The organism is Variovorax sp. 05N34, from assembly GCF_056397405.1.
Genome location: NZ_JBFTNI010000003.1, coordinates 436,350 through 450,355 on the forward strand (window position 1 = coordinate 436,350; position 14,006 = coordinate 450,355).

A 14,006-nucleotide genomic window follows, 5' to 3' on the forward strand; every position below is an offset into this window, starting at 1 on the left:
TCCATGCTGAACTTTGAACTTCTCGCAACCGACCCTGGAAGCCACGCGCGCCGCGGCACGCTAACGCTGAACCACGGCGTGGTGCAGACACCCATCTTCATGCCCGTGGGTACCTACGGGACCGTCAAGGGCGTGATGCCGCGCAGCCTCGAAGAGATGGGCGCGCAGATCATTCTTGGCAACACCTTCCACCTTTGGATGCGGCCGGGACTCGACGTGATGGCCAGCTTCGGCGGTCTTCATCAGTTCGAGAAGTGGAACAAGCCCATCCTCACCGATTCGGGTGGCTTTCAGGTGTGGTCTCTCGGAGCCATGCGCAAGATCAGTGAAGAAGGCGTGAAGTTCGCCTCGCCCGTCAACGGCGACAAGCTGTTCCTCACGCCCGAGGTCTCGATGCAGATCCAGACCATCCTCAACAGCGACATCGTCATGCAGTTCGACGAATGCACGCCGTACGAGACCCAAGGCCACGTCACAACGGAATCCGACGCGCGCAAGTCGATGGAACTGAGCCTGCGTTGGGCTCATCGCTGCCAAGCCGAATTCAGTCGACTCGAAAATCCGAATGCGCTCTTCGGCATCGTCCAGGGCGGCATGTTCGAAAACCTGCGCGAAGAATCCCTTGCAAAGTTGATCGACATGGACTTTCCGGGCTACGCAATCGGCGGAGTGAGCGTGGGTGAGCCCAAGGACGAAATGCTGCGCATCATGGCGCACACGCCGCACAAGCTGCCGGCGCACAAGCCGCGCTACTTGATGGGAGTCGGCACGCCGGAGGACCTCGTCGAAGGCGTGGCGCAGGGCGTCGACATGTTCGACTGCGTGATGCCGACGCGCAATGCCCGCAACGGCACGCTGTTCTCGCGCTTCGGCGATCTCAAGATGCGCAACGCGCGCCACAAGAGCGATCCACAGCCCATCGATGCGAGTTGCACCTGCCACGCCTGCGCGGGTGCATCAGGCGTGCCATGGAACGAAGGCGGCCGCGATGGCTTCAGCCGCGCCTACCTGCATCACCTGGACCGCTGCGGCGAGATGCTGGGGCCGATGCTCACGACCATCCACAACCTGCACTACTACCTGAACCTGATGCAGGAAATTCGCGAGGCGCTCGACGCGGGGCGCTTCGCCGAGTTCCGCGCGAAGTTCAAGGCCGACCGCGCACGAGGCGTCTAGACGGACCGAAGAGACCAACTTCCCGACAGCGATTCGCCTGGCGCCAGCACCGCGCCACCGAGTTCGCTCGGTGAGTAACGGCCCGACAGATTGATCGCATCGGTGCATTGGCTGACGGGTTCGGCGCAAAAGTGTCCTGCGCCATGCGGGCAGTACAGCACGAAGAAATCAAGCGGCTGGTCCGCCGACATCACCAGCGCACGCCCTTCATTCGGCCAATCGATGCGCGCCGTGCGCGACCAGCCGATGAAGTTGTTGTCCAGGTCGAGTTCGGACAGCAGCACGCCCTCTCGAAGCCGGCTCACTTCAGGCGTCTCTGCCAGCGCTACGGGCATGACTTCGGCGTCGCCTTTCCACATGGCAGCAGTTGTCGTCTGCAAGCGCGTGCCGTCGCGATGCGGATAGTAGGGGTGATGGCCGATTCCCGCCGGCATCGGCACTGAATCGCGATTGGTCAAGGTGACTTTGCAGCGCAGGCCGGACGAGTCGAGTTCGAACGTCTGCGCAGCCTCGAAGCGCCAGGGCCATTGGGTGTCGGCTTCGACCGCGAGTTCAAGCGTCGCCTGGGTTGCCGAAGACCGCGCGACCTTCCATGGGCGCATCCATCCGATGCCGTGCAAGGGATGCTTGCCCGAAGGTCCCGCGGCATGACCTGTCGCGATCGCGATGTCCCGGCCACCAAATCGCGCGCGGCCATCTCGAATACGGTTGCACCAGGGCAGCAGCGGAAAGCTCGCCATCGAGAACGGGTCCCGCCGCGCCAGGGCGTCGTCGGTCGCGGACCGAAGCCAATCGAAGCGGTCTCCAGACTGCTCGTCATAGAGCGCTGCAATCGATCCCCCCAATTCGGGTGCCAGCACCAGCCGCACGGATCCCGCTGAAAGCTGTATCAGCTTCGTGTCGTTTTCTTTCATGCAATTCGCACCACAGGTCATTGCGATCGCGGCATTCTCGTTCACACGGGTAGCGGATTCGCACGACCGAAGGCCAAAATACCTCGATGACAGATTCAACCTCTCCTTCCCCGTCGGCGCGCTATCCATCGCTGGCCGGCCGTACTGTCTTCATCTCCGGCGGCGCGAGCGGCATCGGCGAAGCGCTGGTGCGCGCCTTTCATGCCCAGGGCGCACGCGTCGGCTTCTGCGACCTCGACGCAACCGCGGGCCGAGCGCTGGCCAGTCAGCTCGGCACGAACAGCGGGGCGCACGAGGCGCTCTTCGTCGAATGCGATGTAACCGACGTGGCGGCCCTGCAAGCCGCGATCGGCGCAATGCGCGCCCGCTTCGGACCGATCAAGGTGCTGATCAACAACGCCGCAAATGACCGACGCCATGAAATGGCGGACGTCACCAGCGACGACTTCGACCGTCTGGTCGCAGTCAACTTCAAGCACCAGTTTTTTGCCGCTCAGGCGGTCGCGGACGACATGCGCGCGCTGGGTGGCGGATCGATCATCAACTTCGGATCGATCAGCTGGATGATCAAGGGCCGGGGGTATCCGGTCTACCAGGCCTGCAAATCCGCGGCGCGCGGACTGACCCGATCACTGGCGCGCGACCTTGGCAAGCAGAACATCCGAGTCAATTCCATCGTCCCCGGCTGGGTCATGACCGAGCGACAGCTGCAGCTCTGGGTCAAGCCCGAATCGGGCGCCGAGATCGATGCCGCGCAATGCCTCCCTGGCCGAGTCATGGCCGAGGACATTGCCAGCATGGCGCTGTTCCTTGCGGCCGACGATTCGAAGATGTGTACCGCGCAGGACTACGTGGTCGACGCCGGCTGGACCTGAAACGGCAAGTCCGGCGGCAAGTCGCGCGGCATGGCGGCGGCCATTGCGCCGGTTCCACAAGCGTGGCAGAACCTGGCGAAGGCGCTCTTGCGCGACTTGCACACGTGGCAGTGGTCGAAGAGCCCGATGCCGCAATGCGGGCAAAAGTCGATGGCCGTGTTCTTCAAGTCCACGGGTCTCTCGCATCCAGGGCAAACGCTCTTCGCGAGTCGGGCGAGCGCTGTGTCATAGCTGAGCTCGTTGCGGCGAACCGTGTCGGGCTGCGCCTCAGCGAGTTTCTGACGCGCCAGATATCGGTTCAGCGCGACGATGGCATATCGCCCGACGAGCACCGTCACCACGATGCCGACCGCGTAACGCACATAGCCGCCGTAGCTCGGCAGATAGGGCACGAGCTCGACAAAAAACGCGAACAGCGCAAAGAAGATGAACCCCCAGACGAACGGCCACCATGTGCTCTTGCGCCTCTTCGCGAAGAGCCAGCCCGCAATCATCAGCAGCGGCAGCGTGAGCGCCAGCCGATAGCCGAAGACGCGCAGCTCGACTCGGCGGTTTTCGGCGTCCAGGCGAGTCCGCGCCTGGTCCTCAAGGATGGTCAGCTGCTGTTGCGCGCGCTGGCTTGACTGCCGGGCGTCGAGCGCGATTTGCCGCTGCGCGCCGACGGCCCGTTCGGCTTCGTCCTCCTTGAGCTTCAGCGCATCCAGCGCCTTGGTGCGGGAGACGAGCTCAGGGTCCTGGTCGGGCTGTGCAGTGGCGTGGCGGGTCGCGATCCAATTCGAGAAGGTCTCTCTCGCCGCGCGACTTGCCTGCCGAGCGGCGACGAGCTTGAGGTCCGCCTGCTCCCGTTCGCGCGCCGCATCCTGCTCCACCTTTTCGGCGTCGCGGACGGTCTTGCGCAGTGGATCGGCCGCGGCATGATCGATAAAGTCATCGATGTCGAGACTGTGCTCGACGCGCGGCAGATCTCCGACGATCGTGCTCCCGAGGCCGATCAGAAAGCTGGCGAACACCACCGCCACGACCCAGAGACCGCGGCGAAACCATTTTTCAGACAGGCGCAAGGACTTGCTCATCGGGTTCCTTCTTCATTGGGAATTCAAAAAACCTGGATAACGCGATTCTGGTCTAGGGTCTCAGCGCCACAGTCGGCTTGGCCTGTTCGCATGAACGGCCCGCATGCGCCTTCAACGGGAACAGGAACGTGCCCGCGAGCGCGACCACGACAGCCGTCAAGATCGCTTGCATCGCTGCTTTCAGGAGGCGGCGCGTGCGCGAAACACGCGCCTGGTATTCGCGGTCGTACGGCCCGAAATTGGTCGGGACCCTCTTCACGACAACACCTCGCTGCAGATCAAACCGACAGTCAGGGACATGTTGAAAGAGATTGTCTGCATGCAAGCCTCAGGGCGAAGTGAAGGTGCGCGGATGATGTTTCGCATCTGAACGTCGCGGAACAAGTTAGCGAATCAGTGGCAACTTCCAGCGCTTTCGGTATCGCTACTCGATACTCGCCTGAGGCTTCAGCCGGCGCGCGAGCAGATCGTCGCGCGTGTAGGTCCTGTCGGTTCCGGCGAGGCGCATGGCGATCACTTCGAGCGCGCCCTGCGTGGGTGCTGGCGTGCCCGGGTTCAGAAAAGCCAGAGGCGTGAGCAGACTGAGCAACACGAGACTCCAGCTCAACCGCGGATGCGGAAGCCGGTGCTGCCACAGAAGAAATGCGCCACTGACCGCCATGCCCAGCGCGAATCCAGCCGCGACTTCGGACTTCGAATGCGCGTACAGCGCCAGCCGGGACGCACCGATGAACACCGCAAACATCAATCCGAACGACGCGGCGGAAACGCGGACACGATGCGACTGCTGAGAGGCAGCGAGCCAGCATGCCACAGGCCATACGCACGCCGATAGAGCCGTGTGACCGCTGAAGCCGGTGAAGTTGATCAAGGCGATGCCGATGCCCCAGCCCAGGAACGCGATTTTCGACACGGCGATCACGCAGCACCCGAGCCCGAACAAAAGTACCCAGCGCCACGCCGATGGGCGCGTCGCTTCGCGAATGCCGAGCCACACCGCGATCCACAGCGCGACCGGCAGCAGAAAGCCACTGTCACCGAACCAGGTCACAGCGACCCAAAACCATTGGGGAAAAGGCAAGGACATCAGTCGAAATTCATGCGCTAAGAAGCCCGCTCACGCGCCGCTGCAGGATGTCGGGCTGCACCTCGGCATGGCGCAGCGCGTCGCCGACATTGAGGCCCACCCGACTGAACAGGCCTCGCCGGAAGGGTCGCACCATCGCGACGTTTTCTCCGTCTCGCACTTCGACCCGGCTGAAGTACGAGCCCCACAAATTCGTCAGAGCCATGGGAACCACCGGAACGTCGATGCCTTCGGCGCGCGCGGCCTCGAGGATTTTCATCACACCGCCCTTGAACGGCTGGAGCTGCCCGTCGCGAGTGATCGCGCCTTCGGGAAAGATGGCGAGGAGGTCGCCCTCCCGCAGCACCTGCACGGCCTGCGCGAAAGCGTCTTCGTAGGCGGCGGGATCTTCCTTCTGCGGCGCAATCGGAATGGCCTTGGCCAGCCTGAACAGCCAGCCCAGCACGGGCACGCGGAATATGCGGTGATCCATGATGAAGCGAATGGGACGCGGGCTCGCCGCCATGAGCAGCACCGCATCGATGAAGCTCACGTGATTGCAAACCAGGATCGCCGCCCCCTCGCCCGGAATATGTTCGTCCCCTTTCACGTCGAACCGATAGACGAAGCGTGACAGCACCCAGGCGACGAAGCGCAGCAGGTATTCGGGCATGAGCATGAAGATGTAGAACGCGACCACCGCATTGGCAATTCCCGTGAAGAGAAAGATCTGTGGAATCGTAAAACCAGACTTCAAAAGCGCGCCCGCAATGATTGAACTGGCAATCATGAACAGCGCGTTGAGAATATTGTTGGCCGCGATGATGCGCGCCCGGTGCGTGGACTGGCTGCGCAACTGGATCAGCGCATACATCGGCACGCTGTAGAGCCCGGCAAACAGCGACAGCAGACCGAGGTCGGCCATCACGCGCCAGTGGGCCTTCTCCCGAAGAAAGCCGCCCAATCCCAGTTCTCCAAGCGCGGGCAGCGCGCGCGACGCGAAGTACAGGTCGATTGCGAATACGCTCATCCCGATCGCACCCAACGGGACGAGGCCGATCTCGACCTGGCGCCGGCTCAGCGTCTCGCAGAGCAGCGATCCAATCCCGATGCCGACCGAGAAAACCACCAGCAGCAGCGAGGCCACCTGCTCGTCTCCGTGGAGCACCTCCTTGGCAAAGCTCGGAAACTGGCTAAGGAAGATCGCGCCGAAGAACCACATCCACGAGATGCCAAGCAGCGAGCGGAAAACAACGATGTTCCCATGGGCCAGCTTGAGATTGCGCCACGTCTCGCTCACCGGGTTCCAGTTGATCCGAAGCTCCGGATCGGTGGCGGGCGCTTGCGGGATCGCCTGCGCAACGCCTCGCCCCGCCAGCGCGAGCAGCACGCATGCCAGTGCCACCGACGTGTGGCCGATATGCGGCACCGCGATCAGAAGACCCCCGGCGACCTGCCCCAGCAGGATGGCAACGAAAGTGCCCATCTCGACCATGCCATTGCCGCCAGTGAGCTCGCGCGCGTCCAGCACCTGCGGGAGATAGGCAAACTTCACGGGCCCGAACAAGGTGGAATGCAGTCCCATCAGGAAGACGCAACCGAGCAGCACAGCCGCATCGGCCCGCATGAAGCCCCACGCGGCGATCAGCATGATCGCGATCTCGAGGTTTTTGACGAAGCGGATCATCTTCGTCTTGTCGAACTTGTCGGTGAGTTGCCCGGAAGTCGCCGAGAAGAGCAGGAAAGGCAGGATGAACAGCGCTCCGATCGCGAGCCCCGCCATGGCGGGGGGCATCCAGCTGAGCTGTAGCTGGTAGGTCACCATGACCGTGAAAGCAAACTTGAAGAGGTTGTCGTTGGCCGCTCCAGCGAATTGCGTCCAGAAGAATGGCGCAAAGCGCCGCTGACCCAGAAGCGCGAACTGGTTGGCATGCGCATGCGGATCAGGCGTGGGGGACGATGATGCGTTGGCGGTTGTGGTCATTCGCAAAGCCTGGTTGGCAAGTTCCTCAAGCCGTTAGGGCAGCGGCGCCCGGATTGTGCCGCAGCGTCTGCCGGCCCATCGCCTGCAATGCGTGCAACACCGGGAGCGCCGCCAATGCAGCCATGAAGTGCTTGAGGCCGTGGCCCGAGATCAATTGCCGGGTGGCCTCGCAAATGGACGCGTCCGACAACTCGAACAGCTTGGCCAAGACATAGAAGAAGACCACCCACCCCAGCTTCAGATCGATGGCGCCAGGCGATGATCTTGCGAGCGAGAGGACCAAAATCAGTGCCATTCCACCAAACTGCACCAGCGTCCAGGGCAAGGCATTGCCCGTCCTGTATTGGACGGCCGCCGCCACCAGGGCGCCGCTCATCGTGAGCCAGGCGGCGGGCCATCCGGCGCGCTCGCTCACCCGCTCGCAAACCGCAAGGCCGACGAGACCCGACAACGCGATGGCCGTCCCTGCTCGGTCCGCCGCGAGCCGCGTCGCATCAGGCTGCACGTGATAGAAGGCGGACGCCGCCGCGGTGAAGATCAGCCCCGCGAAGAACATCCACGCACAATCCAGCGCGTTCACAGGAAGGCGAGTGGCCGCCTGGGGCAGCGGCGCGGCGTCGAGGGCGTCTTCGTGCGCCCGATCGAGCCAATGGAGCCAACGCAAGCCCCAGATGCCAATCAGGGCCAATGGCAGATTGCTCAGGACATCCAAGGACGACAGCGGCATGACGGACTCCGGTGAAAAGTTCGATCGGCGCAATCTAGGTTGCCGGCCCCTTCGGAGGCATCGAGAATCGATACGGAGCACTTTTTCACCACCGGCGGTATCGCCCGGCAGTACCGGTTCCGATATCAACATCAACACTCGCCCTTCTGTCGCCACCCATGAGCACCACCGTCGATCTGGTCGTCGCCCTCAAGAACGAACTCAAAAACGCCCACATGACGTATGCGGACCTCGCCAGGTCGCTGGACATGGCGGAATCAAGCGTGAAGCGGATGCTCGCCAAGGGCGATATGCCGCTCACGCGAGTCGATGCGATTTGCCGGGCTCTCAAGATCGACTTCGCGGAACTCGCCCGCCGTGTCGCGGACGCTCAACCCTTGCTGAAGGAATTGACGCTCGAACAGGAAAAGGCCGTCGTGAAGGACAAGAAGCTGCTGCTGCTCGCCATCTGCGTGCTGAGCCAGTGGACCCTCGAGCAGATCGTCGCGGCCTACCGCATCAGCGAAGCCGAATGCATCGGCTATCTCGCGCAACTCGACCGCATCGGAATCATCGAACTGCGCCCCCTGAATCGCTATCGCCTGAAACTCGCCAAGACCTTCCGCTGGCGTCCCCACGGTCCGGTGATGGATTTCTTTCGCGAGAACGTTGTGCTCGACTACTACCGGGGCGGCTTCGACGGCCCCGCCGAAGGCTTGCTGCTGGTGCATGGGTCCATCAGCAAGTCGCTTGCGCCTGCTTTTCTGGACCGTCTGCAGCGTGTGGCCCAGGACTTTGCCCAACAGCATCAGACCGACCAGAAGCTGTCGCCCAAGGAACGCGAGGGCTACACATTGCTTTTGGGGATGCGCAATTGGGAGTTCGAACTGTTCACCCGCCTTCGAAGAGCGTGAACAAAGGATGAACACACAGAAACCGGTTTCTTGGATAAGATGCGGCCCGCAGAAAAGCGGACCCTTTCGTCCCACCGTCGGCGCAAACTCCCATGAACGCTCAGGTGAACCGCACGTGCGGTTCGGCGACTGCCCCACATTGATCAATCGCCGACTGGAGAGACACCACGCCATGTGGTGCACCGAAGGAGCAAGTCCGCTGCATGCCGCATCGGATGAATCTCTCAGGTAAAGAAGACAGGGGGAGCGGCAGTCTGAACACGGGTTTTCGGCGCTGACACAGTAAGCGCCAACGCCCGCCGTTCATGCCATCCCAAAAGGATTCGGACATGCGCGTGGTTGTGCTCGGCGCTGGTTTGCTCGGCGTTACGACGGCTTATTACCTTCAGCAGCTCGGTCACGAGGTGATCGTCGTGGACCGCCACGGGACCCCCGCCGCCAAAGCCAGGGGCAGGGTCGAACCCGGCGAGCCTGCCATCGCATTGCACGGCGGCGGTGCGGCTTCGGCCCGTGCTCGGCGAAGCAAAGGCAATGGGCCCCGGGTCTGGGGGAAAGTGCGTCGCCGCCTCTCCGAACTGCTCGACCGCGCCATCGGTGCGCCGCCTCAACGCGATCCGCTCGATCAACTGGTGCGCCTGGCAGCCTACAGCCGCAACACCGCACGGGCGCTTCATGACGAGGCTGGCATGCCTCAGCGGCCGCGCTCGAACGGGCTGATGAAGTTCTTTACCGACGCCGAAGCTTTTCGAGCGCGCGTGGCGCGGGCACCCCATTGGTCCGAACTCGGCTGCGAGGAGCGCCTGCTCTCGCCCGAGGAAGCGATGGCCTTCGAGCCCGCACTGCATGCCGTTGGCGCCGCGCTCGCCGGAGCAACGTTCTCGCCCGAAGACCCGGCACGCGATCCAGCCCAGTTCGCAGCCAGCATCGTCTTCCTGTGCCGCGCGGCCGGCGTGCGATTCATGATGAAGCACACGGTCGTTTCGCTGAAAATCCGCGATGGCCGGATCAGTCACGTGGACCTGCTCAATGCGCAAGGACAACCGGTAGCCCTGCGCGCGCAATCCTATGTGCTCGCCTTGGGCGCATCGAGCGTCCCGCATGCTGAAGAGCTCGGTATCGCCATGCCGCTGAACTTCGTGCGTGAGTACATCGCGACGGTGCCGGTCAAGGACGCGGCGCGTGCACCGCACATCGCACTGCACGATCGCCAGGGCAAGCTGCGCATCAGACGGCTCGAAAGCGCAAACGGTGTGTATCTCCGGGTCTCCTCCACGGTGCGTGTACGCGATGACGAAGAGAGCGAGCCCGATTCGGACCGCTTCCGAGCAATGCTGGGCCGCATCGACATTCTGTTTCCCGGAATGGCGAAAACCGATGAGGCATCGCTCGACACGGCGATGCACGCGGTAAGCAGAAACCGCCTGCCGATGATCGGCAAGACGCGAGTACCCAATCTTTTCCTCAACACGGCCCCAGGTACACCCACCTGGGCCCACGCCTGCGGCGCGAGCAAATCGGTCGCCCGTATCGTCAGCGGCTTGCGACCCGAACTCGACTTCGCCTTCAGGGGCCTGTAGCCAGCACGCCGCAGCGCCCCTACAATCAGCCCACTGCAGGAGAGCAGGCCGCCTGGCGGCCTCACCGAAGGCGCAAACTCCCATAAACGCTCAGGTCGGCTCGCAACAACGAGCCTGTACTGCACCAACTGTCAGAGCCGTCTGGAGAGCCATCACGCAAAGTGATGCACCGAAGGAGCAAACCCGTTGCGGGCGCAACGGGTGAATCTCTCAGGTACCGAGGACAGGGGGAGCGGCAACTTGGACGCACGGTCCGGTTGCTTTCGTTTTCACAGCATCCGTTTTCGTTCGATCCAATCGCTGCAACCTTAGAGGTTTACTCAAATGCGCGTGATCGTTCTTGGCGCCGGCCTGCTCGGCGTGACTTCGGCTTATTTCCTCCAGCAACTCGGCCACGAAGTGACCGTCATTGACCGGCAGGCCACACCAGCCGCCGAAACCAGCTTTGCCAACGGTGGCCAGATCTCGGTGAGCCATGCCGAGCCCTGGGCCAATCCGGGTGCACCGCTGAAGGTGCTGCAATGGCTCGGCAAGGAAGACGCCCCCCTGCTGTTCCGTCTGCGCCCAGACATGCGGCAATGGCTTTGGGGATTGCAGTTCCTGCGCGAATGCACGCCGGCGCGCACCCGCCACAACATAGAGCAGATCGTTCGCCTGGGGACCTACAGCCGCGAAACGCTGCAACAACTGCGGCGGGACACAGGCATTGCCTATGACCAGCGCATGCAGGGCATCCTTCACTTCTATACGACGCAAAAGGAATTCGACGCCGCACTGGCGCCTGCCGAACAGATGCGCGCGCTGGGCTGCGACCGGCAGGTCATCTCGGCCGACGAGGCGGTGAAGCTCGAGCCCGCGCTGGCCCACATTCGCCCGCAATTGGCTGGCGCCACCTACACGGCCGAAGACGAATCCGGCGACGCGAACCGATTCGCACGCGAACTCGCCGCTCTCGCCCAGGCAGCGGGCGTTCGCTTCCTTATGAGCCATACCGTGACCGCCCTGCGCGAAGCCGGTGGCTCGATCGAGCACGCCGAAGTCACGGACGACGAGGGCAGATTCCAACGCATTCGCGGCGACGCGTTCGTGTTGGCGATGGGCTCCTTGAGCCCGCTCCTTGCCGCTCCGCTGGGCCTTCGTCTGCCGATCTATCCGGCAAAGGGCTACTCGGTCACGATGCCGGTGGTCGACGCAGCCAAGGCGTACCAGGTGTCGTTGACCGATGACGAATTCAAGCTCGTCTTCTCGCGCTACACCTCGGAAACCGGCGATCGGATGCGGATCGCAGGCACCGCCGAACTCAATGGCTACGACCGCGACCTGAACCGCGTTCGCTGCGAAGCCATCGTTCGCCGCGTCCAGCAGCTGTTCCCGGGCGCCGGGGACCCTACGCAGGCGCAGTTCTGGACGGGCCTTCGCCCCGCCACGCCGAGCAATGTGCCCCTGGTCGGCGCGACGAAACTGCCGAATCTGTTCCTGAACACCGGCCACGGCACACTCGGCTGGACGCACGCTTGCGGTTCGGGCAAGTCGATCGCGCGGATCGTCAGCGGTCTCACACCGGAAGTGGATTTCAGCTTCACCGGCGCGATCGGACGCGGCGCGAAACGTCAGTCGTCGCTGGTGAAGACCGTCAACACGCCCGTGTAGCCATAGAGGTGATGGCGGGCGATCTCGCCTGCGGCGAAGAAGCCGACCAGCGGGACATCGCCCAGCGCGTGTCGCACGATCTGCAATTCGGCGCCGGGAGCGCCGAAATGCGGGCCACCTCGACCGGAGCAACTCACGTACACCGCACCGGCGATGCGGCGCGCGGGGTGCGGCGCGGCCTCGGCTTCGCCGGCGGCTACAGCGCGCGCCGTGGCCAAGGTCTGCTCCTCCGGCTCCAGTTCTTCGCGGATTTCGGCGCACACGCGCATCAGATCGGCTCGCGCCGCCTGCGCGTTGCGTCGGCAGAAGCTCACTCGCATGCCGGGCTCCGCCACGTCGGCAATCGCCACGCCGCGACGCGTCGGGTCCAGTCCGATGATGTGCCGCACACGAACGTCAGCGCCCAAGTCGCGCGTACGCCTTACGCCATCGCTGCCGGCCTCGGCCAAGCCCACCAGGGTGGCGCGCACCGCATCGACGGCATGCTCGGGCGCATCGAGCGAAACATTCAGGTCGTCGAGCAGCACGTCGAGGGCCGGCTCGCCATCGAGCTCGAGCAGCAGGTTGCCGTCCACGTGCGTGATTTCTCTTTCCTGCGACACAGGCTGGCAACCCTGCGTGACGCGCGACACCAGGCGCACGCCTTCGCCGAACACCACGCCCGACAAGCCGCCCGAGAAAACTCCGCCCACCGCACCGTGCCCGGGAATGTTGCCGTTGCCGCCGACCGCGAACTGCAAGGATCCTGCGCGCCCCGACGAGAGGCCACCGAACAGGTAGCCGGTATCGGTACGGTCAGCCATCTCGGCGATCAGTTCGGCGAGTTCCGGCGTACGCGGGTCGGCATGCACCAGCGCCATCTTCGCCGCGAAACCGCTCATCTCCGAACTCGCAAGCGGCGCCACGCCGGAGAACACACGGTACTGATCGGTCGGCAACTCGCACAGCATGACGCTGAGCGCCGGCTCGTCGAAGTATTCGGCGTTGTTCGCGGCGACGCCGACGCCGACGGTGCCGGACCAATCGGTGATCTCTGGCAGTTCGGCGCCCAGGTGATCGAGGATCTCCTGCGCATCGGCCGAGTAGTGATCGGTGATGTAGAGCAGGCCCAGCGTGGGTGCGCGCGCGTAGTCGGCCAGCGCCATCTGCGCACGCAGTTGGGCGAGCACGAGTCCGGCCGCCATGCGCCATTGCGGATGAGTGGCGTGCCCGGAAGGAAAGAGCTTCATGCGCTCGGCTTTCTGTGCGGGAAGGGAAGAAGGCGTCGTCAGTGTCCGCGCGCCCGCTTGCGCGCCGGAGTGGGCGATGTGCTGCTTCCGGCGGCACTGCGACCGCCGGCGGATTTTTTACTGGATGCGGCGGTAGCCGTCTTTCGTGGCGCTTTGCCCGATGCCGCCGGCGTCTTCTCGCCGTGCGCTTCGGTCAGCGGCGGCATCATCGGCATCTTGACCTGTGAAGCTTCGTGCAAGGCAGAGCTCGCGATCTGCTGGAACTGCTGCGTGAGTGCGCCCCACCATTGAAGCGGGTCGACCACGCCTGCCGCGCCCGCCCTGCCCTCGAGGCCGGCCGGGGCGCCAGTCTCTTTCGATTCCAGTTCCTCTTCAGCTTGCGGTTTCGCCTTCGAAGCCGCCGCAGCCGCGGGCGGCGGGGACTCGGTGCTGAACGCCGGCGTCGCGGCGGCCTGCCGGGTGAAGACGCTGGCGAGATCTTCCATTTGCACATTCATGCCGCGCAACGTGGAGAGGGTCATCTTCTGCACTTCGAGCGCCTGGATCGTCGCCTTGAGCGCATGGCCGTTTTGTTCGAGCCAGAACTGCACCGTCTTGAGTTCCTGGATCCGCTTTTCGACCTCCTCCACGCTGAGCGTGGGCGCCACCCAACTGGAGAGGCTCGGCATGCCCGGAACCGCGCTCGCGCTGGCCGCAGCGCCTCCGCTCGCCAGGTTCCGCAAGAAATCGAAGCCGGGAACGAACTGGCTGAAGGCAAAAGGCTTGCTTGCGTCGCTCATGAGGGGTCTCCGGAAGAGTGTTCTTGTGTGGGGCAGCTTACTCCAACGTCGCCGGCCTTTGGA

The 14,006-nt window shown here is 63.7% G+C and carries 13 protein-coding genes and 3 riboswitches; of the genes, 5 read left to right on the forward strand and 8 right to left on the reverse strand.

All coding sequences use genetic code 11. The features are described 5' to 3' along the window. The first annotated feature begins 3 nt into the window (after window positions 1-3). Window positions 4-1,176, forward strand: a complete 1,173-nt coding sequence (gene tgt, locus AC1DMA_RS11115) for a tRNA guanosine(34) transglycosylase Tgt (RefSeq protein WP_478144198.1) — start codon at window positions 4-6, stop codon at window positions 1,174-1,176. On the opposite strand, the gene AC1DMA_RS11120 is transcribed toward tgt, so the two are convergent. Beyond that, window positions 1,173-2,090 (reverse strand): aldose 1-epimerase, encoded by a 918-nt coding sequence (locus AC1DMA_RS11120; RefSeq protein ID WP_478144199.1) that lies wholly within the window; start codon window positions 2,088-2,090, stop codon window positions 1,173-1,175. The two genes, tgt and AC1DMA_RS11120, sit on opposite strands and share 4 nt — an antisense overlap. A gap of 86 nt (window positions 2,091-2,176) precedes the next feature. On the opposite strand from AC1DMA_RS11120, the gene AC1DMA_RS11125 reads away from it, so the two are divergent. Beyond that, complete coding sequence (locus AC1DMA_RS11125) at window positions 2,177-2,965, forward strand: SDR family NAD(P)-dependent oxidoreductase (protein ID WP_478144200.1); 789 nt, start codon at window positions 2,177-2,179, stop codon at window positions 2,963-2,965. Here the strand turns inward: AC1DMA_RS11125 and AC1DMA_RS11130 are convergent. The 5 genes from AC1DMA_RS11130 to AC1DMA_RS11150 form a co-directional block, all read right to left on the reverse strand. Then, complete coding sequence (locus AC1DMA_RS11130) at window positions 2,938-4,038, reverse strand: serine endopeptidase (RefSeq protein WP_478144201.1); 1,101 nt, start codon at window positions 4,036-4,038, stop codon at window positions 2,938-2,940. The genes AC1DMA_RS11125 and AC1DMA_RS11130 overlap by 28 nt on opposite strands. 52 nt (window positions 4,039-4,090) lie before the next feature. Beyond that, a complete protein-coding gene (locus AC1DMA_RS11135; RefSeq protein WP_478144202.1) occupies window positions 4,091-4,297 on the reverse strand; it encodes a hypothetical protein in 207 nt (68 codons plus the stop codon). Window positions 4,298-4,462: 165 nt separating this feature from the next. Next, window positions 4,463-5,125: a phosphatase PAP2 family protein gene (locus AC1DMA_RS11140; RefSeq protein ID WP_478125117.1), complete on the reverse strand. Its 663-nt coding sequence runs from the start codon at window positions 5,123-5,125 to the stop codon at window positions 4,463-4,465. 10 nt (window positions 5,126-5,135) lie between these two features. After that, on the reverse strand, window positions 5,136-7,088 hold the full coding sequence (locus AC1DMA_RS11145; protein WP_478144203.1) for an MFS transporter: 1,953 nt from the start codon (window positions 7,086-7,088) through the stop codon (window positions 5,136-5,138). Window positions 7,089-7,113: 25 nt separating this feature from the next. Continuing rightward, entirely contained in the window at window positions 7,114-7,815 is a 702-nt protein-coding gene (locus tag AC1DMA_RS11150) for a hypothetical protein (RefSeq protein ID WP_478144204.1), read from the reverse strand. A gap of 158 nt (window positions 7,816-7,973) precedes the next feature. Here AC1DMA_RS11150 and AC1DMA_RS11155 point away from each other — a divergent pair, with 158 nt between their 5' ends. From AC1DMA_RS11155 to AC1DMA_RS11165, 3 genes are all read left to right on the forward strand, one after another. Further along, entirely contained in the window at window positions 7,974-8,708 is a 735-nt protein-coding gene (locus tag AC1DMA_RS11155; protein ID WP_478144205.1) for a helix-turn-helix domain-containing protein, read from the forward strand. A 144-nt stretch (window positions 8,709-8,852) separates the two neighbouring features. Continuing rightward, window positions 8,853-8,959, forward strand: a riboswitch (glycine riboswitch). Between the two features lie 78 nt (window positions 8,960-9,037). Continuing rightward, a complete protein-coding gene (locus AC1DMA_RS11160) occupies window positions 9,038-10,285 on the forward strand; it encodes an FAD-dependent oxidoreductase (RefSeq protein WP_478144206.1) in 1,248 nt (415 codons plus the stop codon). Window positions 10,286-10,311: 26 nt separating this feature from the next. Next, a riboswitch (glycine riboswitch) is annotated at window positions 10,312-10,412 on the forward strand. A 4-nt stretch (window positions 10,413-10,416) separates the two neighbouring features. Then, window positions 10,417-10,522, forward strand: a riboswitch (glycine riboswitch). Between the two features lie 87 nt (window positions 10,523-10,609). After that, the gene (locus AC1DMA_RS11165) at window positions 10,610-11,935 is read left to right on the forward strand and encodes a D-amino acid dehydrogenase (protein WP_478144207.1); all 1,326 of its coding nucleotides are present in this window, start codon (window positions 10,610-10,612) and stop codon (window positions 11,933-11,935) included. On the opposite strand, the gene AC1DMA_RS11170 is transcribed toward AC1DMA_RS11165, so the two are convergent. Together AC1DMA_RS11170 and AC1DMA_RS11175 are read right to left on the reverse strand one after the other, a co-directional pair. Next, complete coding sequence (locus AC1DMA_RS11170) at window positions 11,896-13,164, reverse strand: FIST signal transduction protein (protein WP_478125123.1); 1,269 nt, start codon at window positions 13,162-13,164, stop codon at window positions 11,896-11,898. The genes AC1DMA_RS11165 and AC1DMA_RS11170 overlap by 40 nt on opposite strands. Before the next feature lie 38 nt (window positions 13,165-13,202). Continuing rightward, the gene (locus tag AC1DMA_RS11175) at window positions 13,203-13,943 is read right to left on the reverse strand and encodes a PhaM family polyhydroxyalkanoate granule multifunctional regulatory protein (protein WP_478144208.1); all 741 of its coding nucleotides are present in this window, start codon (window positions 13,941-13,943) and stop codon (window positions 13,203-13,205) included. Window positions 13,944-14,006: the final 63 nt, after the last annotated feature.

What these genes read in the sequence shown, in the direction of transcription:
- tgt (WP_478144198.1), top strand. Translation starts at nt 4, where the DNA reads ATGCTGAACTTTGAACTTCTCGCAACCGACCCTGGAAGCCACGCGCGC.
- AC1DMA_RS11165 (WP_478144207.1), top strand. Translation starts at nt 10,610, where the DNA reads ATGCGCGTGATCGTTCTTGGCGCCGGCCTGCTCGGCGTGACTTCGGCT.
- AC1DMA_RS11170 (WP_478125123.1), bottom strand. Translation starts at nt 13,164, where the DNA reads ATGAAGCTCTTTCCTTCCGGGCACGCCACTCATCCGCAATGGCGCATG.
- AC1DMA_RS11155 (WP_478144205.1), top strand. Translation starts at nt 7,974, where the DNA reads ATGAGCACCACCGTCGATCTGGTCGTCGCCCTCAAGAACGAACTCAAA.
- AC1DMA_RS11145 (WP_478144203.1), bottom strand. Translation starts at nt 7,088, where the DNA reads ATGACCACAACCGCCAACGCATCATCGTCCCCCACGCCTGATCCGCAT.
- AC1DMA_RS11160 (WP_478144206.1), top strand. Translation starts at nt 9,038, where the DNA reads ATGCGCGTGGTTGTGCTCGGCGCTGGTTTGCTCGGCGTTACGACGGCT.
- AC1DMA_RS11125 (WP_478144200.1), top strand. Translation starts at nt 2,177, where the DNA reads ATGACAGATTCAACCTCTCCTTCCCCGTCGGCGCGCTATCCATCGCTG.
- AC1DMA_RS11150 (WP_478144204.1), bottom strand. Translation starts at nt 7,815, where the DNA reads ATGCCGCTGTCGTCCTTGGATGTCCTGAGCAATCTGCCATTGGCCCTG.
- AC1DMA_RS11130 (WP_478144201.1), bottom strand. Translation starts at nt 4,038, where the DNA reads ATGAGCAAGTCCTTGCGCCTGTCTGAAAAATGGTTTCGCCGCGGTCTC.
- AC1DMA_RS11120 (WP_478144199.1), bottom strand. Translation starts at nt 2,090, where the DNA reads ATGAAAGAAAACGACACGAAGCTGATACAGCTTTCAGCGGGATCCGTG.
- AC1DMA_RS11175 (WP_478144208.1), bottom strand. Translation starts at nt 13,943, where the DNA reads ATGAGCGACGCAAGCAAGCCTTTTGCCTTCAGCCAGTTCGTTCCCGGC.
- AC1DMA_RS11140 (WP_478125117.1), bottom strand. Translation starts at nt 5,125, where the DNA reads ATGTCCTTGCCTTTTCCCCAATGGTTTTGGGTCGCTGTGACCTGGTTC.